The organism is Pseudomonas sp. GW821-FHT09E12 (assembly GCF_059416085.1).
In genome coordinates, this window is the sequence record NZ_JBWKOM010000003.1 from 382,352 (window position 1) to 402,228 (window position 19,877).

Here is a 19,877-nt window from a genome sequence, read left to right on the forward strand (position 1 = left end):
GCGCTGAACCTGTAGGAGCGAGCTTGCTCGCGAAGCACTCTTTTCAGGCGACCTGGTTCAGGTCGTTATTGCGCGTTTCCTTCAGGCACAGCACAGCGATCAGGCTGAGTACCGCTGCCGCCGACACATAGCCGCCAACCCAACTCAATCCCCCCATCGCCACCAGCTTCTGGGCGAAGAACGGTGCCGCCGAGGCGCCGACAATGCCGCCCAGGTTATAGGCCGCCGATGCGCCGGTATAACGCACGTGGGTCGGGAACAGCTCGGGCAGCAGGGCGCCCATCGGGGCGAAGGTCACGCCCATCAGGAACAGCTCGATGCACAGGAACAGCGCCACGCCCCAGGTCGAGCCCTGGGTCAGCAGCGGTTCCATGGTGAAGCCGGAGAGAATCGCCAGCAGGCCGCCGATGATCAGCACCGGCTTGCGTCCATAGCGGTCGCTGGCCCAGGCCGACAGCGGCGTGGCCGCGGCCATGAACAGCACCGCGAAGCACAGCAGGCCGAGGAAGGTTTCGCGGCTGTAGCCGAGGGTCGCGACGCCGTAGCTCAACGAGAACACCGTCGAGATGTAAAACAGCGCATAGCACACCACCATTGCCGCGGCGCCCAGCAGCACTGGCAGCCAGTACTGGCTGAACAGCTCGACCAGCGGCATCTTGACCCGTTCCTGGCGGGCGATGGCGTTGGCGAAGACCGGGGTTTCATGTAGTTTCAGGCGCACATACAGGCCGACCAGCACCAGCGCGGCGCTGAGCAGGAACGGAATCCGCCAGCCCCAGGAGCGGAACTGTTCGTCGCTCAGGCTCATGGCCAGGGTCAGGAACAGACCGTTGGCCGCGAGAAAACCGATTGATGGTCCCAACTGCGGGAACATGCCGAACCAGGCGCGTTTGCCTTTGGGCGCATTTTCCGTGGCGAGCAGCGCGGCGCCGCCCCATTCGCCGCCCAGCCCCAGGCCCTGGCCGAAGCGCAGCAGGCACAGCAGGATCGGGGCCCAGGCGCCAATGCTGTCATAGCCGGGCAGCACGCCGATCAGCGTGGTGCACACACCCATCAGCAGCAGCGATGCCACCAGGGTCGACTTACGGCCGATCCGGTCGCCGAAGTGGCCGAACAGCGCCGAGCCCAGGGGGCGGGCGAGAAAAGCGATACCGAAGGTCAGGAAGGCCGAGAGCATCTGGGCGGTGCCGGACGTCTGCGGAAAGAATACCGGGCCGATCACCAGCGCGGCGGCGGTGGCATACACGTAGAAGTCGTAGAACTCGATGGCGGTGCCGATAAAGCTGGCGGTGGCCACGCGGCTGGCGGAGTTGGTCGGCTGGGCAGGCACGGAGGCGCTGTAAGTGGTGCTGGTCGTCATGCGGTTATCCCTGACAGTCATGTGCTCCATGGGAGCGAATTATTATGGTCGAACACCCAGGGATGTGGGTTTGGCGCGGGCGCGGCTCGGGGTGGGAGCGAAGCCTGCCAGAAGCGGGCGGAGCAGGGCAGAAGCCGCTGGGTGCGGGTAGCACGCGGGTGCTGCGGGGCTTGGGTAAGCGGATCGATTATAGGAAGGCCCCTAACGATCAAACAAGCGGGACTTGCCGTAGCCCTGTAGCCGCTGGCGCAGCCTGCGTTCGACGGCGTAGCCGGCGTAAGCGGTGCATCAGGCGGAATACGGATACAGGGTTTGCGACCGCGTTGCGGTCGATCGCAGCCTCGCGGGCTCGGCAGCGGCTACAGGGTCACGATTACAGGGCGGGAGCGGTGAGCGGCTTGGTGTGCCAGATCAGCACGCGACTGACCCGGTTGTCCTCGGTTTCGAGGATTTCCAGGCGGTAGCGGCCGATCTTCAGGCAAACGGCGCTGTCGGGGATAGTCTCCAACGCTTCGGTGACCAGGCCGTTGAGGGTTTTCGGGCCGTCGCAGGGCAGGTGCCAGCCCAGGCTCTTGTTCAACTCGCGAATCGAGGCCGCGCCTTCGATCACGAAACGTCCGTCGGCCTGGGGATGGATATGCGGGTTGTCGAGGCTGTGCTCGCTTTCGAATTCGCCGACGATTTCTTCGAGGATGTCTTCCAGGGTGACGATGCCCAGCACTTCGCCGTACTCGTCCACCACCATGCCCAGGCGGCGCTGCTGCTTGTGGAAGTTCAGCAGTTGCAACTGCAGCGGGGTGCTTTCCGGCACGAAGTAAGGTTCGTGGCAGGCCGCCAGCAGCGCCTCCTGGGTCAGGCTGGCATCCGGCAGCAGGTGACGGATCTGGCGGGTGTTGAGGACCGCCTCGACCTGGTTGATATCGCTGTGGAACACCGGCAGGCGGGTGCGCTTGGACAGGCGCAGCTGTTCGATGATGTCGGCGATGGGGTCGTCGAGGTTGATCCCGTCGATCTCGCTGCGCGGCACCAGGATGTCATTGACGGTGATGTTGTCCAAGGCATGGATGCCCGACACCGGGTGCGGCCGGCCGTTGGCATGTTCTTCGGCGTCGTCCGGGTCGACAGCCTGCTCGTCTTCGCTCTGCTTGACGGCGCCGGCCTTGCGGGTGAAGGGGCGCAGCAACAGCTGGCTGATGCTGTGGAGCAGCCAGGCCGCCGGGTAGATGATCTTCAGCGGCACGCCCAGCAGGGTATTGCCCAGGCTGAGGATCGCATCCGGATAACGGGTGGCCAGGGTGCGCGGGAGGTAGTCGGCGAGTACCAGCAACACGCTGGTGGCGATCAGGCAGGCCAGCCAGGGGCCGTTTTCCGCCCACTGCAGGAGCGCCAGCAAGGTACTGATGATGACCGCCAGCACCCGGCACAGGGTGTTGCAGAGAATCAGGCTGTCGCGCGGGAAGCTCAGGCGCGCCAGCGGTTTGTCGCCGGAGCGCGAAGCGGTGCGCAGGGTCAGCAGGTGTTGCTGGGCGGCTTCGATGGCGGTGAACAGCCCCGACCACAGCACCAGCAAGGCCAGGACCACGAGCATTGGCTCTATGGGCAGGTTGTCCATTATCGCCGCTCGTCAGATATGCAGGATGTATTCACGGACCAGCTTGCTGCCGAAGTACGCCAGCATCAGCAGGCAGAAGCCGGCCAGGGTCCAGCGAATCGCCTTGTGTCCGCGCCAGCCGAGGCGGTTGCGGCCCCACAGCAGCACGCTGAACACCACCCAGGCCAGGCAGGCCAGCAGGGTCTTGTGCACCAGGTGCTGGGCGAACAGGTTCTCGACGAACAGCCAGCCGGAGATCAGCGACAGCGAAAGCAGGGTCCAGCCGGCCCAGAGGAAGCCGAACAGCAGGCTTTCCATGGTCTGCAGCGGCGGAAAGTTCTTGATCAGCCCGGACGGGTGCTTGTGCTTGAGCTGGTGGTCCTGCACCAGCAGCAACAGGGCCTGGAACACGGCGATGGTGAACATGCCGTAGGCGAGGATCGACAGCAGGATATGGGCGAGGATGCCTGGCTCTTCGTCGATCACCGGCACCGTGCCGGTGGGCACGAACTGCGCCAGCAGCACGGTCAGCGCCCCCAGCGGAAACAGCAGGACCAGCAGGTTCTCCACCGGAATGCGCGAACAGGCCAGCAGGGTCAGGGCAATCACCGCGGCGGCGATCAGGCTGGCGGCGCTGAAGAAGTCTAGGCCCAGGCCCACGGGCGTCATCAGGTGGGTCAGGAGGCTGGCGCTGTGGGCGAGCAGGGCAAGGATGCCGAGCGAGACCAGCAGGCGCTTGTTCGTCTTGGCGGCTTGAGCCAGACGAGTGCCTTGATAGAGGGTCGCAGCGGCATAGAGGCAGGCGGCGGCGAGGGTGGTTAGCAAGCTGGGTGACAAGGGGAGCATAAATCCTGTTAGGCAAGCCCGAAAGTCGTTGAGTTTGGCATAGAACCGCCATCACACGAAAGACCGTGCAACCAGACGGCGGCTGTGCGTCGCACGCAGTCTTCGCTATAATCCGCGACCTGCCCACGGAGCACCTCTTTATATAGGGGCCCCGAGCCGCCATTACCTCGGTCTACTTAGGGCCTGAAAGGATCGCGCATGTTTGAAAACCTAACCGACCGTCTCTCGCAGACGCTGCGCCATGTCACCGGCAAGGCCAAGCTGACCGAGGACAACATTAAAGACACCCTGCGCGAAGTGCGCATGGCGTTGCTCGAAGCCGACGTCGCCCTGCCGGTGGTCAAGGACTTCGTCAACTCGGTGAAGGAACGTGCGGTCGGCACTGAAGTGTCGCGCAGCCTGACCCCGGGCCAGGCATTCGTGAAGATCGTCCAGGCCGAACTCGAAAGCCTGATGGGCGCGGCCAACGAAGATTTGAACCTGAGCGCCGTGCCGCCTGCCGTCGTGCTGATGGCCGGTTTGCAGGGCGCCGGTAAGACCACCACCGCCGGCAAGCTCGCGCGCTTCCTTAAAGAGCGCAAGAAGAAGAGCGTGATGGTGGTATCCGCCGACGTTTACCGTCCGGCGGCGATCAAGCAGCTCGAAACCCTGGCCAACGACATTGGCGTGACCTTCTTCCCGTCCGACCTGAGCCAGAAGCCGGTCGCGATTGCCGAAGCGGCTATTAAAGAAGCCAAGCTCAAGTTCATTGACGTGGTCATCGTAGACACCGCCGGTCGTCTGCACATCGACGCCGACATGATGGACGAGATCCAGGCGTTGCACGCGGCGGTCAAGCCGGTGGAAACCCTGTTCGTGGTCGACGCCATGACCGGCCAGGACGCTGCCAACACGGCCAAGGCCTTTGGCGACGCACTGCCGCTGACCGGCGTGATCCTGACCAAGGTCGACGGCGATGCCCGTGGCGGTGCCGCGCTGTCGGTGCGTGCGATCACCGGCAAGCCGATCAAGTTCATCGGTATGGGCGAGAAGAGCGAAGCGCTCGAACCGTTCCACCCTGAGCGTATCGCTTCGCGCATCCTCGGCATGGGCGACGTGCTCAGCCTGATCGAGCAGGCCGAACAGACCCTCGACAAGGAAAAAGCCGACAAGCTGGCGAAAAAGCTGAAAAAAGGCAAAGGCTTCGACCTCGAAGACTTCCGCGACCAGCTGCAACAGATGAAGAACATGGGCGGCCTCGGTGGCCTGATGGACAAGTTGCCGAATATCGGTGGCGTGAACCTGGCGCAAATGGGCAATGCCCAGGGCGCGGCCGAGAAGCAGTTCAAGCAGATGGAAGCCATCATCAACTCCATGACCCCGGCCGAGCGCCGCGACCCCGAGCTGATCAGCGGTTCGCGCAAGCGTCGGATCGCCATGGGCTCCGGCACCCAGGTGCAGGACATCGGTCGCTTGATCAAGCAGCACAAGCAGATGCAGAAGATGATGAAGAAATTCTCCGCCAAGGGCGGAATGGCGAAAATGATGCGCGGCATGGGCGGAATGTTGCCCGGCGGCGGCATGCCGAAGATCTGAAGAATCCGCGCCGGCAGCCATGCCGGCGTTTCCCGCGGGGACGCGGGACCTCCAGCAAACCCGCGTTTGGCGGGAGCTGACTCGCCGTTGTTGCCAACGGCCCTATAGCAAATCTGGATGGCAGCCGGTAGGCGCCGGAAAAAGTCATTTGCAAAAGTCCGGATATTCCTTAGAATATGCGGCCTTTCGGGCACCCATGCCCGCTGTGCATTTAGATTTGCAGCACCGACTACAGGAACGATGTTCACATGCTAACAATCCGTCTTGCCCTTGGCGGCTCCAAAAAGCGCCCGTTTTACCACTTGACCGTGACCGACAGCCGCAACCCACGCGACGGTTCGCACAAAGAACAAGTTGGCTTCTTCAACCCGATCGCTCGTGGTCAAGAAGTCCGCCTGTCCGTGAACCAAGAGCGCGTAGCCTACTGGCTGAGCGTTGGTGCACAACCGTCTGAGCGCGTTGCTCAGCTGTTGAAGGAATCGGCTAAGGCTGCAGCCTGAACCCTATGAACGCGACGCCTGCTCCTGCTGATGATTTGATCGTTATCGGCAAAATCTACTCTGTTCACGGCGTTCGCGGCGAAGTGAAGGTTTATTCCTTTACTGATCCGATTAAAAACCTGTTGGATTACAAAACCTGGACGCTCAAGCGCGAAGGTAGCGTGAAACAGGTTGAGCTGGTCAGCGGACGTGGGAATGAAAAATTCCTGGTCGCAAAGCTCAAGGGTCTCGATGATCGTGAAGAAGCGCGTCTTCTGGCCGGTTATGAGATCTGCGTGCCGCGCAACCTGTTCCCTGAACTGACCGACGGCGAGTACTACTGGTACCAGCTGCAAGGTCTCAAGGTCATCGACACTCACGGACAACTGTTCGGGAAGATCGATCACCTGCTGGAGACCGGCTCGAACGATGTAATGGTGGTCAAGCCTTGCGCTGGCAGCCTGGATGATCGCGAACGCCTGTTGCCCTATACCGAGCAATGCGTGTTGGCCGTCGACCTGGCAGCGGGCGAGATGAAGGTGGATTGGGACGCGGACTTCTGAACGTGGCTAGCCTGCGCGTAGAAGTGATCAGTTTGTTTCCCGAGATGTTTTCCGCCATCAGCGACTACGGCATAACCAGCCGCGCGGTGAAACAGGGGCTCTTGCAGCTGACCTGTTGGAATCCGCGAGACTACACCACGGATCGACATCACACTGTGGACGATCGCCCATTTGGCGGTGGCCCGGGCATGGTGATGAAGATCAAGCCCCTGGAAGATGCTCTGGTTCAGGCCAGGCAGGCAGCCGGGGAGGGCGCGAAGGTGATTTACCTGTCGCCCCAAGGCCGCAAACTGACTCAGTCGGCGGTACGCGAGTTGGCGAATGAGGATGCATTGATCCTGATTGCCGGTCGTTATGAAGGCATTGACGAGCGTTTTATTGAAGCTCATGTCGATGAAGAGTGGTCGATTGGCGACTATGTACTCTCCGGTGGCGAGCTGCCGGCGATGGTCCTGATTGATGCGGTTACGCGACTGCTGCCCGGAGCTTTAGGGCATGCGGATTCCGCGGAGGAGGATTCCTTCACGGATGGTCTGCTGGATTGCCCGCACTATACCCGACCGGAGGTGTATGCGGATCAGCGTGTTCCCGACGTGTTGCTAAGTGGCAACCACGCACACATCCGGCGTTGGCGTTTACAGCAGTCCCTTGGTCGGACCTATGAACGACGCGCCGATCTTCTGGAAAGCCGCTCGCTTTCTGGAGAAGAGAAGAAGCTGCTCGAGGAATACATCCGCGAGCGGGACGATAGTTAACAACGTATCGATGGTAGATCCGACGATTTACCTTAGGAGCACAGCATGACCAACAAAATCATCCTTGCACTCGAAGCAGAGCAGATGACCAAAGAGATCCCAGCCTTTGCCCCGGGCGACACCATTGTCGTTCAGGTGAAAGTGAAGGAAGGCGATCGTTCCCGTCTGCAAGCGTTCGAAGGCGTTGTAATCGCCAAGCGTAACCGCGGCGTGAACAGTGCATTCACCGTTCGTAAAATCTCCAACGGTGTTGGCGTAGAGCGTACTTTCCAGACCTACAGCCCGCAAATCGACAGCATGGCTGTCAAGCGTCGCGGTGACGTACGTAAAGCCAAGCTGTACTACCTGCGCGACCTGTCGGGTAAAGCAGCTCGCATCAAGGAAAAACTGGTTTAAGTCCAGCTTCCGATGCAGAAAAAAGCAGCCTACGGGCTGCTTTTTTGTTGCCCGTCATTTATCCCCGAATTGTGTTTCAGGCAGTAGAACCATGAGCCCCCGCGAGCAAGAAATCCAACGCCGGACCGAGCTGTCGGTGACCCGCGTGACCAAGGCGGTATTCCCGTCGACCACCAACCACCACAACACCCTGTTCGGCGGCACGGCGCTGGCCTGGATGGACGAAGTGTCGTTCATCGCCGCGACCCGTTTCTGCCGGCTGCCGCTGGTGACCGTGTCCACCGACCGTATCGACTTCAATCACCCGATTGCCGCCGGATCCATCGTCGAGCTGGTGGGACGGGTGGTGAAGGTCGGCAATACCAGCCTCAAGGTCGAGGTTGAGGTGTTCGTCGAGAGCATGAGCTGCGATGGGCGAGAGAAGGCCATCCACGGCCTGTTCAGCTTTGTCGCCATCGATGACGACAAGCGCCCGGTACCGGTGCTGCCGGGGTTTGTCGACTGATCGCGAGCAAGCCTCGCTCTTGCGGGATTTCACCGTTCTGTAGGAGCGAGGCTTGCCCGCGATGGGCTATCAGGCCGCCGTATCCTTCTGAATCAACGCCACCAGGGTCCAGCCCGCGGAGGGCTTGAGGGCGCTGCCTGGCGTCAGCACATGCACCCAGCCGCTGTTGTCGCGAGCGAACAGCAGGGTCGCCCGCTCACCATGCAGCGCCTGGTAATCCTCCCAGCCAAAACCTTCGGTCAGGTTGGTGCTGTACAGCTCCGCACCCTGTCCCAGCAGACTGGCCAGTTTGCTGTAGGACAGCGTCTCGTTACCCAGCAGGTGCCCGCGATGTTCATGGCTGGCCCGGTGCTTGTCGGTGCGCCGGCTTTCCTGGCTGTTGGCCAGGCCGAACAGGCGCTGATGGCCGAAGTCGTGGCGAAAACGCATGGAGGCCAGGGTGTTCAATTCGCCGGAGGGCGACAGCGCCAGCAGATGGCCAAGCCCCACCAGGTCCAGATGGGCATCGGCGTGTTGCGATGCCGGGTTGCCGAAGTAGGTCGGCAGGCCGTCCATGCGCGCGGCCCGGATGTTCTCCCAGCTCGAATCGGTCAGCAGCACGCGGCTGCCCAGTTGTTGCAGAGCCTTGCCGATGGCTCGCGCCGGGGCGTTCGCACCGACGATCAGGAAGCCGCTCGGTGCCGGTTCCGCGACCTTCAGCAGACGTGCCAGCGGCCGCGCGGTGGCACTTTGCAGCACCACGGTGCCGATGATCACGGCAAAGGTCAGCGGCACCAGCAGCAGCGCCCCTTCATGACCAGCCTGGTCCAGGCGAATGGCGAAGATCGCCGAGACCGCCGCGGCAACGATGCCTCGGGGCGCGATCCAGGCCAGCAGGGCCCGCTCGCGCCAGCTCAGGTTCGAACCAGCGGTGGACAGCAGCACGTTCAAGGGCCGGGCGATGAACTGGATCACCAGCAGCAGAATCAACACCAGCGGCCCCAGGGCGATCAGGGCGTTGAGGTCCAGGCGCGCCGCCAGCAGGATGAACAGCCCGGAAATCAGCAGCACGCTGAGGTTTTCCTTGAAATGCAGGATGTGCCGGACGTCGACGTCCTTCATGTTGGCCATCCACATGCCCATCAGGGTCACGGCCAGCAGGCCGGACTCATGCATCACCTGGTTGGCGCCGATGAAGATGCCCAGCACCGCCGCCAGCGTGGCCAGGTTGTGCAGGTATTCCGGCAGCCACTGGCGGCGCATGATGGTCCCCAGCACCCAGCCGCCGACGATGCCGAACAGGCTGCCGCAGAGGATTACCCCGCCGAAGGTCATCAGGCTGTGCTGCAGGCCCTGGCCCTCGGCGCTGGCGATGATGAAGCTGTAGACCACCACCGCCAGCAGGGCACCGATCGGGTCGATGACGATGCCTTCCCAGCGCAGGATGTTGGCGATTGACGCCTTGGGCCGCACCACCCGCAGCATGGGCACGATCACGGTGGGCCCGGTGACCAGGGTCAGGGTGCCGAACAGCAGCGCCAGCAGCCAGTCGAAGCCCAGCAGCCAGTGGGTGGCCAGGGTGATCACCGCCCAGGTCGAAAGGGCGCCGATGGTCACCAGCCGGTGCACCACCTTGCCGATCTCGCGCCACTCCGACAGGTGCAGGGTCAGGCTGCCTTCAAACAGGATCAAGGCCACCGCCAGCGACACCAGTGGCATCAGCAGCGGTCCGAACAGTTCCTGCGGGTCGAGCCAGCCCAGGACCGGGCCGGCGAGAATGCCGCTCAACAGCAGGAACAGAATGGCCGGCAGTTTCAGGCGCCAGGCCAGCCATTGGCAGCCCACTGCCGCCACGCCTATGCCGCCAAAGGCCAACAGAATCTGTTGTTCGTTCATTGAAGCTCCCTGTTCCTTGAAATAGCGGGCTATGAAAGACTAGCGACCCTCTGCACAGTTCACTATTTATTTGCGCCCGGCCTCAAGGCCGCGCCTTTCGAGTATTTATGCCTGCCATCGACCATCCCCTGATAGACCGTTTCCTCGATGCGCTATGGCTGGAAAAGGGTCTTTCGGACAACACCCGCGAGGCTTATCGCAGTGACCTGGCGTTGTTCAACGGCTGGCTACAGGAAAAGGGACTGGAGCTGGTAAATGCCGGTCGCGAGCTGATTCTCGACCACCTCGCCTGGCGGGTGGAGCAGGCCTACAAGCCACGCTCGACCGCGCGTTTTCTCTCCGGGGTGCGCGGCTTCTATCGTTACCTGCTGCGGGAAAAGCTGATTGCCGTGGATCCCACGCTGCAAGTTGACATGCCGCAGTTGGGGCGGCCGTTGCCCAAGTCTTTGTCGGAGGCCGATGTCGAGGCCCTGCTGGCCGCTCCCGACCTCAGCGAGGCCATCGGCCAGCGCGATCGCGCCATGCTTGAAGTCCTGTATGCCTGCGGCCTGCGGGTCACCGAGCTGATCAGCCTGACCCTGGAGCAGGTCAACCTGCGCCAGGGTGTGTTGCGGGTGATGGGCAAGGGCAGCAAGGAGCGCCTGGTGCCGATGGGCGAGGAAGCGATTGTCTGGGTCGAGCGCTACATGCGCGATGCCCGTGGCGAGCTGCTCGGCGGGCGGCCCAGCGATGTGCTGTTCCCCAGCCAGCGCGGCGAGCAGATGACCCGGCAGACCTTCTGGCACCGGATCAAGCATCAGGCCAAGGTCGCCGGGATCGGCAAGTCGCTGTCGCCGCACACCTTGCGACATGCCTTCGCCACCCATCTGCTCAACCACGGTGCCGACCTGCGGGTAGTGCAGATGCTGCTTGGCCACAGCGACCTGTCGACCACCCAGATCTACACCCATGTCGCCCGGGCCCGTTTGCAGGAGCTGCATGCCAAGCACCATCCTCGCGGTTGAGTGAGGTGTCGGTCGCCGCGAACACCGGCTGCGGCGACCCGGGAGCGGTTCTGCGCTGATCGGCAAATGACCGGCTTGGCTCAGCGGGAGCCCGCCAGGCGGGCCTTATGTGGTAGGCTTTGCCGGTTTACAAAGTGGGCCGTTATGACCCGGTGTTCCAGTACGGGCGTTCTGACCGTCCCATTTGTCCGCCTTCAGGAGTTCCCAATGCGCGTGACCCAGATAATCGCCGCCGCAGCCATTGCGTTGGCCAGTACCTTTGTTATGGCCGATGACGCCGCCGAAAAAGCGATTCGTAAAAGCCTCCAGGGCCTGCAGCTCGAAGTCCCGGTAGAAAGCATCAGCGCCAGCCCGCTGCCCGGTGTCTATGAAGTCAAGCTCAAGGGCAGCCGCGTGCTGTACGCCAGCGCCGACGGCCAGTTCGTGATGCAGGGCTACCTGTTCCAGCTCAAGGACGGCAAGCCGGTCAACCTGACCGAAAAGACCGAGCGCCTGGGCGTGGCCAAGCTGATCAACGCCATTCCGGTCGCTGAAACCGTGGTCTACCCGGCCATCGGCGAAACCAAGACCCACATCACCGTCTTCACCGACACCACCTGCCCGTACTGCCACAAGCTGCACGCCGAAGTGCCCGAGCTGAACAAGATGGGCGTGGAAGTGCGTTACGTTGCCTTCCCGCGCCAGGGCCTGGGTTCGCCGGGCGACGAGCAATTGCAGGCGGTCTGGTGCTCGGCCGACAAGAAAGCGGCCATGGACAAGATGGTCGATGGCAAGGAAATCAAGGCCGCCAAGTGCGCCAACCCGGTTTCCAAGCAATTCGCCCTGGGCCAGTCGATCGGGGTGAACGGCACGCCGGCCATCGTTTTGGCCGACGGCCAAGTGATTCCGGGCTACCAGCCTGCGCCACAAGTCGCCAAACTGGCGCTGGGCGCGAAATAATCCTGCGTCGTCGAGCCTTTGACGATCATGGCGCGGCGGTTGTGGCCGACGCGTCATTAATAGAGAGCCGTGTGGTTTGCGGCTGTTTTCCACGGCCGACCTAGTGTCGGCCGTTTCATGGGGAGTTCAGAGTGAATCCGGTCAAAGTGGGCATCTGTGGGCTGGGTACCGTCGGTGGCGGTACCTTCAATGTACTTCAGCGTAACGCCGAGGAAATTGCTCGTCGTGCCGGGCGTGGAATCGAAGTGGCACAAATTGCCATGCGCACGCCAAAGCCTCAGTTCCAAACGACCGGTATTGCGATTACCAACGATGTGTTCGAAGTGGCCACGAACCCTGAGATCGACATCGTCATAGAGCTGATGGGCGGCTATACCGTTGCCCGCGAGCTGGTACTCAAGGCCATCGAGCATGGTAAACATGTGGTCACCGCCAACAAGGCGCTTATCGCCGTACACGGTAACGAAATTTTCGCCAAGGCCCGTGAGAAGGGTGTGATCGTAGCGTTCGAGGCCGCCGTGGCGGGTGGTATTCCAGTCATCAAGGCGATCCGCGAAGGCCTGTCGGCCAACCGTATCAACTGGGTGGCCGGGATCATCAACGGCACTGGCAACTTCATCCTCACCGAAATGCGCGAGAAGGGTCGCACCTTCGAAGACGTGCTGGTCGAGGCCCAGGCCCTGGGTTACGCCGAAGCCGACCCGACCTTCGACGTCGAAGGCATCGACGCCGCGCACAAGCTGACCATCCTGGCGTCCATCGCCTTTGGTATCCCGCTGCAGTTCGACAAGGCCTACACCGAAGGCATCACCAAGCTGACCACCGCCGACGTGAACTACGCCGAGGCCCTGGGCTATCGCATCAAGCACCTGGGCGTGGCCCGCCGCACCGATGCCGGTATCGAGCTGCGCGTGCACCCGACGCTGATCCCGGCCGATCGCCTGATCGCCAACGTCAATGGCGTGTTCAACGCGGTGATGGTCAACGGCGACGCCGTCGGCTCCACCCTGTACTACGGCGCCGGTGCCGGCATGGAGCCGACCGCTTCGTCGGTGATCGCCGACCTGGTGGACGTGGTTCGCGCCATGACCAGCGACCCGGAGAACCGTGTGCCGCACCTGGCCTTCCAGCCGGACTCGCTGTCGGCGCACCCGATCCTGCCGATCGAGGCCTGCGAAAGCGCCTACTACCTGCGGATCCAGGCCAAGGATCACCCGGGCGTACTGGCCCAGGTGGCGAGCATCCTGTCCGAGCGCGGCATCAACATCGAGTCGATCATGCAGAAAGAGGTCGAAGAACACGACGGCCTGGTGCCGATGATCCTGCTGACCCACCGGGTGGTGGAACAGCGCATCAACGATGCGATCACCGCGCTGGAAGCCCTGCAGGGCGTGGTCGGTCCGGTCGTACGGATCCGCGTCGAGCACCTGAACTAATCCGCTTCGTTGCGGGAGCCCCGGCGGCTCCCGCTTGAGAACTCTTTTTAGAGGAGCCAGTCATGCGTTATATCAGCACCCGCGGCCAGGCACCGGCCCTGAATTTCGAAGACGTCCTGCTGGCCGGCCTGGCGAGCGATGGCGGCCTGTACGTACCGGAAAACCTGCCACGTTTCACCCAGGAGGAAATCGCTTCCTGGGCCGGCCTGCCGTATCACGAGCTGGCGTTCCGGGTGATGCGCCCGTTCGTCACCGGCAGCATCCCGGATGCCGACTTCAAGAAAATCCTTGAGGAAACCTACGGTGCGTTTTCCCATAACGCCATCGCCCCACTGCGCCAGCTCAACGGCAACGAGTGGGTTCTGGAGCTGTTCCACGGCCCGACCCTGGCGTTCAAGGACTTCGCCCTGCAACTGCTGGGTCGCCTGCTGGACTATGTGCTGGAGAAGCGCGGCGAACGCGTGGTGATCATCGGCGCCACTTCCGGCGATACCGGTTCGGCCGCCATCGAAGGCTGCAAGCGCTGCGACAACGTCGATATCTTCATCCTGCACCCGCACAACCGTGTGTCCGAAGTGCAGCGCCGGCAGATGACCACCATCTTCGGCGAGAATATCCACAACATCGCCATCGAAGGCAACTTCGACGACTGCCAGGAAATGGTCAAGGCCAGCTTCGCCGACCAGGGCTTCCTCAAGGGCACCCGCCTGGTGGCGGTGAACTCGATCAACTGGGCGCGGATCATGGCCCAGATCGTCTACTACTTCCACGCGGCCCTGCAGCTGGGCGGCCCGGCGCGTTCGGTGGCGTTCTCGGTGCCGACCGGCAACTTCGGCGATATCTTCGCCGGTTACCTGGCCCGCAACATGGGCCTGCCGATCAACCAGTTGATCGTCGCCACCAACCGCAACGACATCCTGCACCGCTTCATGAGCGGCAACCAGTACGTCAAGGAAACCCTGCACGCGACCCTGTCGCCGTCGATGGACATCATGGTCTCGTCGAACTTCGAGCGCCTGCTGTTCGACCTGCACGGTCGCAACGGTGCCGCGCTGGCCGGGCTGATGGACTCCTTCAAGCAGGGTGGCGGTTTCAGCGTTGAACAGGAGCGCTGGACCGAAGCGCGCAAGCTGTTCGACTCCCTGGCCGTGGACGACGCCCAGACCTGCGAGACCATCGCCGAAGTCTTCGCCCAGACTGGCGAAGTGCTCGACCCGCACACCGCGATCGGCGTCAAGGCCGCCCGTGAGTGCCGTCGCAGCCTGGACATCCCGATGGTGGTGCTGGGCACCGCGCACCCGGTGAAATTCCCAGAAGCGGTGGAACAGGCCGGGATCGGCAAGGCCCTGGAATTGCCGGCGCACCTGTCCGATCTGTTCGAGCGCGAAGAGCGTTGCACCGTCCTGGCCAACGACCTGAAGGCCGTCCAGGCCTTCGTCAGCCAGCACGGCAATCGCGGCAAACCGCTCTGATCGACTGACATCGATCGTCAACAAGGCCCGTCTCTGACGGGCTTTGTCTTTTTATACAGGTTGTTTATCGCGGCGCGTCTTCCAAGGACAGAACTTAAGGCCAGAGCTCAAGGACAGAGCATCTAGAATAGGGCGGCGACGCGTCGAGGATCACCCACAGGATGCTTATGTTGCTGCGCCCGGTTTTGTGCACATTGATGGTTTTGGCGACGCTGGCCCTGGCCCCGTGCCTGATGGCGGCGCAGAACCTGCCCTTCAAGCTGGTGCCGGCCTTCGTCGAACTGGAGCCGCTCACCCTGGCCCCGGTCGAACGGCAATGGCTGGCGGGCCGTGGCACCTTGAAGGTGGGCATTTCGATCGATGACTACCAGCCGATCGACATCACGCGCGACCGCAATCGTTACCAGGGCATCAGCGCCGACTACCTGAGCCTGGTCGGCGAACGCCTGGGCATGCCCATGGAGGTGTTGGGGTTCTCCGAGCGCGAGCAAGCGGTCGAGGCGCTGCGCAATGGCACGATCGACATCCTCACCAGCGCCAACGGTTACGAGCGCGGGGTTGCCGGGCTGCACTTTTCCAGCGACTACATGCCCGACCGGGCGGTGGTGGTCGTACGCCGGGACGAGGCCCAGATCCCCGAGGACCTGGCCGGCAAGAAAGTGGTGCTGCTGGAAGGCTATGCGGACGCGAAGGTCGCCCACGCGGCTTATCCCCACAGCCAGATCATTCTCTCGCCCAATCTGTACAGCGGCCTGGAAGCGCTGAATCAGGGGGATGTCGATGCCTTTATCGGCAATGAAGTGATCGTCCGTGCCTACAAGGCGCTGCGTCCTTACCTGGGGTTGCAGGTCCGCACCGGCAGCCGGCTGCCGCCGATCGGCTTTGCCTTCGCCACACGCCAGAGCGACCCGTTGTTGAGCCGCCTGATCGAGCGAGCGCTGGAGAGCATCGACGATTCCACGGACCGGGAAATCCTGGCCCGCTGGACCACCGGGCTGGGCGCCAGCACCGGCGACGAGCGGATCAAGTTGAGCAAGGCGGAGCGTGCCTGGCTGCTTGAACATCAGCATGTGGTGGTGGCTTCCCAGCAGTACCCACCCTACGTGTTCAAGGACAAGGACGGCCAGTGGACCGGGCTGAACATCGACCTGCTCAACCGCATTTCGAGAATGACCGGCCTGCAGTTCATCCAGGAGGAAAGCTTTTCCACGACCCATACCCTGGACCTGCTGCTCAAGGGCCGGGCCCAGATGAACACCACCTTGTCGGCCAATGACGAGCGCTGCGGCTTCCTCGACTTCACCCACCCCTTTGGCGGTTCGGCCTGGGTGTTCGTGGTCCGCGCCGAGGACATCCAGCTCAACACCTTCAGCCAGTTGGCGGGCCGGGTGCTGGCGCTGCCGGCCAAGCATGCGCTGGAGGGCTACGTCCGGCAGAACTACCCGAAGGTCCGCCTGCGTTCGGTCGCTACCTACCAGGAGGCGCGGGCCCTGGTGGCCAATGGCGAGGCCGACGCGACCATCCAGAATGAAGTCGAGGTGCAGGGGTATCCGGCGAACGGGCTGCGCATCGGCCGCAGCGTCGAAGGCAAGTGGTCGGCCGACGAGTTGTCGGTGCGCCGGGACCAGCCCGAGCTGCTGAGCATTCTGAACAAGGCCCTGGAAGCCTTCCCGGTGGCCGAACTCAGTGCCATCCGCCTGAAGTGGCTGGGGGTGACGCCGGTGCCGGTACCCATGTGGCAGCGGGTGCCGGTGTGGATCTACTGGGTCACCTTCACCGCCATCCTGTTCGGCCTGCTGTCCCTGGCCTGGAACACCCGGCTCAAGGGGCAGATCCGCCAGCGCCTGCAAGCCGAGCAACGCCTCAACGACCAGGTGGCGTTCAAGCGCGCCTTGCTCGACGGTATCCCCAACCCGATCTTCGTCCGCGACCTGGCCGGGCGCCTGATCACCTGCAACAAAAGCTACGAAACCCAGACCGGCATGCGCCTGGAACAGATCAAGGGGCTGTGCCTGACCGAGCTGGATGTCTTGCCCGAGGCCACGGCCCGGCAGTTGCACCGCGAGTTCCTGGAGCAGCTGGAGTCCCAGGAGTCGGTGTTCGTCGACCGTCAGATCGAGTCCAGAAGGGGCCCGGTGCATGTCTATCAATGGACGGTGCCGTTCTACAGCGCCCAGGGTGAATTGCAGGGGTTGCTGGGGGGCTGGATCGATATCACCGAGCGCAAGCGCCTGGAGGAAGAGCTGCTGCAAGCGCGTCGCGCGGCGGATCAGGCGAACTACGCCAAGAGCGCCTTTCTCTCGACCATGAGCCACGAGATACGCACGCCGATGAACGCGATCATCGGTTTGCTGGAACTGGAAAAGGAACAGGCGCGCCTGCGCGGCATGCCGTTTTCCGATGCGCTGCGCGTGGCCTACCAATCGGCACAGGAGCTGGTCGGCCTGATGGGCGACAACCTCGATCTGGCCAAGATCGAGGCCGGGCACATGCAGCTGGCGCCGCAGACCGTGGCCCTGCGAGGCTTCTTCGAAGACATACAGCAATTGTTCGAGGTCACCGCGCGCAACAAGGGGCTGCACCTGACGCTGGCCTTCGACAAGGCGGCGGACGGCTTCTACTGGCTCGACCCGCTGCGCCTGCGCCAGGTGCTGCACAACCTGCTGAGCAATGCCCTGAAGTTCACCCAGGCCGGTGAGGTGCGGGTGTCCGTGGAGCGCCAGGCCGATGAACATGGCGCCGACCGTTTGTGCATCAGCGTGGCCGACACTGGGTCGGGCATCAGCCCCGAGAAGCAGGCGAGCCTGTTCGATCCGTTCATCCAGGCCCATCTGCAGACGACGCCGGAGCAGGGCGGCACCGGCCTAGGCCTGAGTATCTGCAAGCAACTGGTGGAGCTGATGGGCGGGCGCATTCTGCTGCAAAGCCAACCTGGCGCGGGAACCACCGTGACCCTTGAGCTTTACCCGGAACAGGTGGTCGAGGATTTCAGCCAGTCGCCCCAGGTGACCCGCGAGCGCCCGCAGAGCCGTCGCATGTCGGTGCTGGTGGTCGACGACGTACGCGCCAATCGCATGGTGCTCAGCCAGCAACTGATGTTCCTCGGGCACAAGGTGGTGGCGCTCGACAGCGCCGAGGCGGCGCTGGCGCGCTGGCAGGGCGAGGCGTTCGACCTGGTGATGACCGACTGCCACATGCCGGGCATGAGCGGTTATCAGCTGAGCGAAGCGATACGGCAGATCGAGGCCCGGGAAGGGCGTGACGCCTGCCCGCTGATCGGTTGCACGGCCAATGCCTTCGAGGATGAGCAGCAGCGCTGCGAGCAGGCCGGCATGGATGAACTGCTGGTCAAGCCGGTGACCCTGGACCGGCTGGCGCAGATGCTTGCGCGCTTCTTGCCGCCGCCGTCCTTCGACATCCAGACCCTGCGCACCATGACCCAGGCCGACGAGCCGATCCTGCAACGCATGCTGCGCGAGCTGTGGAGCAACCTGGGGCAGGAGCAGGCGGCCCTGGAATCGGCGGTGCTGGAGCAGGACTGGGCGCGTATCGGCGCGTCCACGCACCGCCTCAAAGGGGTGTGCTGCCTGATCGATGCGCTGCCGCTGGCCCAGGTCTGCATCGACCTGGAGGCCGTTGCCCGGGCCCGCTCGACGGCGGTGCTGGCGGAGCACTGGCTGCGCCTGAAGGAGGCCATCGGCTGCTTGCGCAGCGATATCGAGCCGCATCTGGGTAGCGATTAAGACTTGTCTTATGGGGCGGCCTGCCCGCTGCGATTAACGTACCGGCCCGCTGCGGATTCTCGCCGCTCTCGCCGTATCGGAGGTCGTTCCATGCACAGGTTGAAAGTGCTCGTTCTTGAAGACAATTCGTTCCAGTTGATGGCCCTGCACCAGATGCTCAACGCCAATGGCGTGTTCAACGTGTTGAATGCCGAAAGCGTTGCCGCCGCCCGGCAATCCCTGGACAGCAAGGGGCCGGTGGATATCGCCATCTGCGATCTGTACCTGGAGCAGGCCGATGGCCTGGAGCTGATTCGTTACCTGGCAGAGCAGCAACGGGCGAGGGCGCTGATCATTCTCAGCGACGCGCAAGCGGATGTCCGCGAAGGCGCCGCGGCCATGGCCCGGCAGCAGGGCCTGAATGTGCTGGGCTGCCTGCCCAAGCCGGCCTCGGTCACCCTGCTCAATGAACTGCTGGGCCTGTACCAGCAATGCTTCGAGCCTGGGCCGCAAGACTTGTCGCTGGCCCAGGTGCGCGAAACCCTGGCCCTGGATGTGTTCCAGCCGGAGGTGCCGACCGCCGAGGAAGGGCAGGCGGCGGTACTGCGCCATGGGGTCGCGCACTTCCAGCCGGTGGTCAGCCAGGACGGCGAGGTCCTGGGCGTCGAGGCGCTGGCGCGCTGGCAGCACCCGGAACACGGCTTGATGCTGCCTGCCGAGTTCCTGCCAGTGATCGAATTCGCCGGCCTGGAGGAAGCCTTCACCTGGCTCATGCTGGAGCAGGCCCTGCAATTGTCGGCCGGGGTGCGCCTGGTCATGGGCCGTTCGCTGGCGATCTCGGTGAATATCCCGGTGGGCATGCTGGAACTGCCGAACTTCGCGCGCCAGCTGGAAACCCTGCTACGGCGTTTTGAAGTGCCGGCACGCCTGCTGACCCTGGAAATCGTCGAGACCACCGAACTGGAAACCGATATCGCCCATGTGGAGGCCCTGCTGCGCCTGCGCATGATCGGCTGCAAGCTGTCGATTGGCGACTTCGGCACCGGCGGTACCAGCCTGCAGCGCCTGTTGGAATTGCCGTTCACCGAGCTGAAGATCCCGCCGGCCTTCGTCTGCGGGCTGGCTGGCGATGAGCGCAAGGCGGCCGTGGTGGCCGGCGCCATGAGCATGGCCCGGCGCATGTCGCTGGGCGTGGTGCTGGCGGGTATCGAGAGCGCCGCCGACTATCAGGCGGCCAAGAAGCTGGGGCAGGCGCGCCTGCAAGGCTGTTTCATCGCCGAGCCCATGAGCGCCGTCGCCGTGCGCCAGTGGATCGCCCGGCGCTTGCATGACGACCTCGACGAACAGGCCGGCTGAGCC

At 63.2% G+C, this 19,877-nt stretch carries 16 protein-coding genes; 12 read left to right on the forward strand and 4 right to left on the reverse strand.

From position 1 onward, the window contains the following. Window positions 1-43: 43 nt before the first annotated feature. The 3 genes from AC07PQ_RS10265 to AC07PQ_RS10275 form a co-directional block, all read right to left on the reverse strand. Window positions 44-1,360 carry an MFS transporter gene (locus tag AC07PQ_RS10265; protein WP_101336921.1) on the reverse strand — a complete coding sequence of 439 codons (1,317 nt, stop codon included), beginning with the start codon at window positions 1,358-1,360 and terminating at the stop codon, window positions 44-46. 373 nt (window positions 1,361-1,733) lie between these two features. After that, window positions 1,734-2,972 carry a transporter associated domain-containing protein gene (locus AC07PQ_RS10270; RefSeq protein WP_007927684.1) on the reverse strand — a complete coding sequence of 413 codons (1,239 nt, stop codon included), beginning with the start codon at window positions 2,970-2,972 and terminating at the stop codon, window positions 1,734-1,736. A 12-nt stretch (window positions 2,973-2,984) separates the two neighbouring features. After that, on the reverse strand, window positions 2,985-3,797 hold the full coding sequence (locus tag AC07PQ_RS10275; RefSeq protein WP_007927682.1) for a cytochrome C assembly family protein: 813 nt from the start codon (window positions 3,795-3,797) through the stop codon (window positions 2,985-2,987). Window positions 3,798-3,995: 198 nt separating this feature from the next. Here AC07PQ_RS10275 and ffh point away from each other — a divergent pair, with 198 nt between their 5' ends. The 6 genes from ffh to AC07PQ_RS10305 all read left to right on the forward strand — a co-directional run bounded on the left by ffh (window position 3,996) and on the right by AC07PQ_RS10305 (window position 8,070). Then, window positions 3,996-5,372 (forward strand): signal recognition particle protein, encoded by a 1,377-nt coding sequence (gene ffh / locus AC07PQ_RS10280; protein WP_007927681.1) that lies wholly within the window; start codon window positions 3,996-3,998, stop codon window positions 5,370-5,372. A 248-nt stretch (window positions 5,373-5,620) separates the two neighbouring features. Beyond that, on the forward strand, window positions 5,621-5,872 hold the full coding sequence (rpsP, locus tag AC07PQ_RS10285) for a 30S ribosomal protein S16 (RefSeq protein ID WP_007927680.1): 252 nt from the start codon (window positions 5,621-5,623) through the stop codon (window positions 5,870-5,872). A 5-nt stretch (window positions 5,873-5,877) separates the two neighbouring features. Continuing rightward, complete coding sequence (gene rimM, locus AC07PQ_RS10290) at window positions 5,878-6,414, forward strand: ribosome maturation factor RimM (RefSeq protein WP_007927679.1); 537 nt, start codon at window positions 5,878-5,880, stop codon at window positions 6,412-6,414. 2 nt (window positions 6,415-6,416) lie between these two features. Then, the gene (trmD, locus tag AC07PQ_RS10295; RefSeq protein ID WP_007927678.1) at window positions 6,417-7,169 is read left to right on the forward strand and encodes a tRNA (guanosine(37)-N1)-methyltransferase TrmD; all 753 of its coding nucleotides are present in this window, start codon (window positions 6,417-6,419) and stop codon (window positions 7,167-7,169) included. A 45-nt stretch (window positions 7,170-7,214) separates the two neighbouring features. Further along, window positions 7,215-7,565 (forward strand): 50S ribosomal protein L19, encoded by a 351-nt coding sequence (rplS, locus tag AC07PQ_RS10300; RefSeq protein ID WP_007927677.1) that lies wholly within the window; start codon window positions 7,215-7,217, stop codon window positions 7,563-7,565. A gap of 91 nt (window positions 7,566-7,656) precedes the next feature. Then, window positions 7,657-8,070, forward strand: coding sequence for an acyl-CoA thioesterase (locus AC07PQ_RS10305; RefSeq protein WP_007927676.1), 414 nt, complete (start codon window positions 7,657-7,659; stop codon window positions 8,068-8,070). Between the two features lie 69 nt (window positions 8,071-8,139). Here the strand turns inward: AC07PQ_RS10305 and AC07PQ_RS10310 are convergent, their stop codons facing one another. After that, entirely contained in the window at window positions 8,140-9,945 is a 1,806-nt protein-coding gene (locus AC07PQ_RS10310; RefSeq protein WP_101336923.1) for a cation:proton antiporter, read from the reverse strand. A gap of 107 nt (window positions 9,946-10,052) precedes the next feature. Here AC07PQ_RS10310 and xerD point away from each other — a divergent pair, with 107 nt between their 5' ends. The 6 genes from xerD to AC07PQ_RS10340 all read left to right on the forward strand — a co-directional run bounded on the left by xerD (window position 10,053) and on the right by AC07PQ_RS10340 (window position 19,874). Continuing rightward, entirely contained in the window at window positions 10,053-10,949 is an 897-nt protein-coding gene (xerD, locus tag AC07PQ_RS10315; protein ID WP_007927674.1) for a site-specific tyrosine recombinase XerD, read from the forward strand. A gap of 207 nt (window positions 10,950-11,156) precedes the next feature. After that, on the forward strand, window positions 11,157-11,888 hold the full coding sequence (locus AC07PQ_RS10320; protein ID WP_007927673.1) for a thioredoxin fold domain-containing protein: 732 nt from the start codon (window positions 11,157-11,159) through the stop codon (window positions 11,886-11,888). Window positions 11,889-12,019: 131 nt separating this feature from the next. Next, window positions 12,020-13,324: a homoserine dehydrogenase gene (locus AC07PQ_RS10325; protein WP_007927672.1), complete on the forward strand. Its 1,305-nt coding sequence runs from the start codon at window positions 12,020-12,022 to the stop codon at window positions 13,322-13,324. Between the two features lie 62 nt (window positions 13,325-13,386). Continuing rightward, the gene (thrC, locus tag AC07PQ_RS10330) at window positions 13,387-14,796 is read left to right on the forward strand and encodes a threonine synthase (RefSeq protein WP_053259750.1); all 1,410 of its coding nucleotides are present in this window, start codon (window positions 13,387-13,389) and stop codon (window positions 14,794-14,796) included. Window positions 14,797-14,963: 167 nt separating this feature from the next. Next, the gene (locus tag AC07PQ_RS10335) at window positions 14,964-18,539 is read left to right on the forward strand and encodes an ATP-binding protein (RefSeq protein ID WP_493185558.1); all 3,576 of its coding nucleotides are present in this window, start codon (window positions 14,964-14,966) and stop codon (window positions 18,537-18,539) included. A 90-nt stretch (window positions 18,540-18,629) separates the two neighbouring features. Further along, window positions 18,630-19,874 (forward strand): EAL domain-containing response regulator, encoded by a 1,245-nt coding sequence (locus AC07PQ_RS10340; protein ID WP_493185451.1) that lies wholly within the window; start codon window positions 18,630-18,632, stop codon window positions 19,872-19,874. Window positions 19,875-19,877 lie beyond the last annotated feature (3 nt).

Excerpts from the sequence above, each read along its gene's own strand:
- AC07PQ_RS10265 (WP_101336921.1), bottom strand. The coding sequence starts at position 1,360 with ATGACGACCAGCACCACTTACAGCGCCTCCGTGCCTGCCCAGCCGACC.
- AC07PQ_RS10270 (WP_007927684.1), bottom strand. The coding sequence starts at position 2,972 with ATGGACAACCTGCCCATAGAGCCAATGCTCGTGGTCCTGGCCTTGCTG.
- AC07PQ_RS10275 (WP_007927682.1), bottom strand. The coding sequence starts at position 3,797 with ATGCTCCCCTTGTCACCCAGCTTGCTAACCACCCTCGCCGCCGCCTGC.
- ffh (WP_007927681.1), top strand. The coding sequence starts at position 3,996 with ATGTTTGAAAACCTAACCGACCGTCTCTCGCAGACGCTGCGCCATGTC.
- rpsP (WP_007927680.1), top strand. The coding sequence starts at position 5,621 with ATGCTAACAATCCGTCTTGCCCTTGGCGGCTCCAAAAAGCGCCCGTTT.
- rimM (WP_007927679.1), top strand. The coding sequence starts at position 5,878 with ATGAACGCGACGCCTGCTCCTGCTGATGATTTGATCGTTATCGGCAAA.
- rplS (WP_007927677.1), top strand. The coding sequence starts at position 7,215 with ATGACCAACAAAATCATCCTTGCACTCGAAGCAGAGCAGATGACCAAA.
- AC07PQ_RS10305 (WP_007927676.1), top strand. The coding sequence starts at position 7,657 with ATGAGCCCCCGCGAGCAAGAAATCCAACGCCGGACCGAGCTGTCGGTG.
- AC07PQ_RS10310 (WP_101336923.1), bottom strand. The coding sequence starts at position 9,945 with ATGAACGAACAACAGATTCTGTTGGCCTTTGGCGGCATAGGCGTGGCG.
- xerD (WP_007927674.1), top strand. The coding sequence starts at position 10,053 with ATGCCTGCCATCGACCATCCCCTGATAGACCGTTTCCTCGATGCGCTA.
- AC07PQ_RS10320 (WP_007927673.1), top strand. The coding sequence starts at position 11,157 with ATGCGCGTGACCCAGATAATCGCCGCCGCAGCCATTGCGTTGGCCAGT.
- thrC (WP_053259750.1), top strand. The coding sequence starts at position 13,387 with ATGCGTTATATCAGCACCCGCGGCCAGGCACCGGCCCTGAATTTCGAA.
- AC07PQ_RS10335 (WP_493185558.1), top strand. The coding sequence starts at position 14,964 with ATGTTGCTGCGCCCGGTTTTGTGCACATTGATGGTTTTGGCGACGCTG.
- AC07PQ_RS10340 (WP_493185451.1), top strand. The coding sequence starts at position 18,630 with ATGCACAGGTTGAAAGTGCTCGTTCTTGAAGACAATTCGTTCCAGTTG.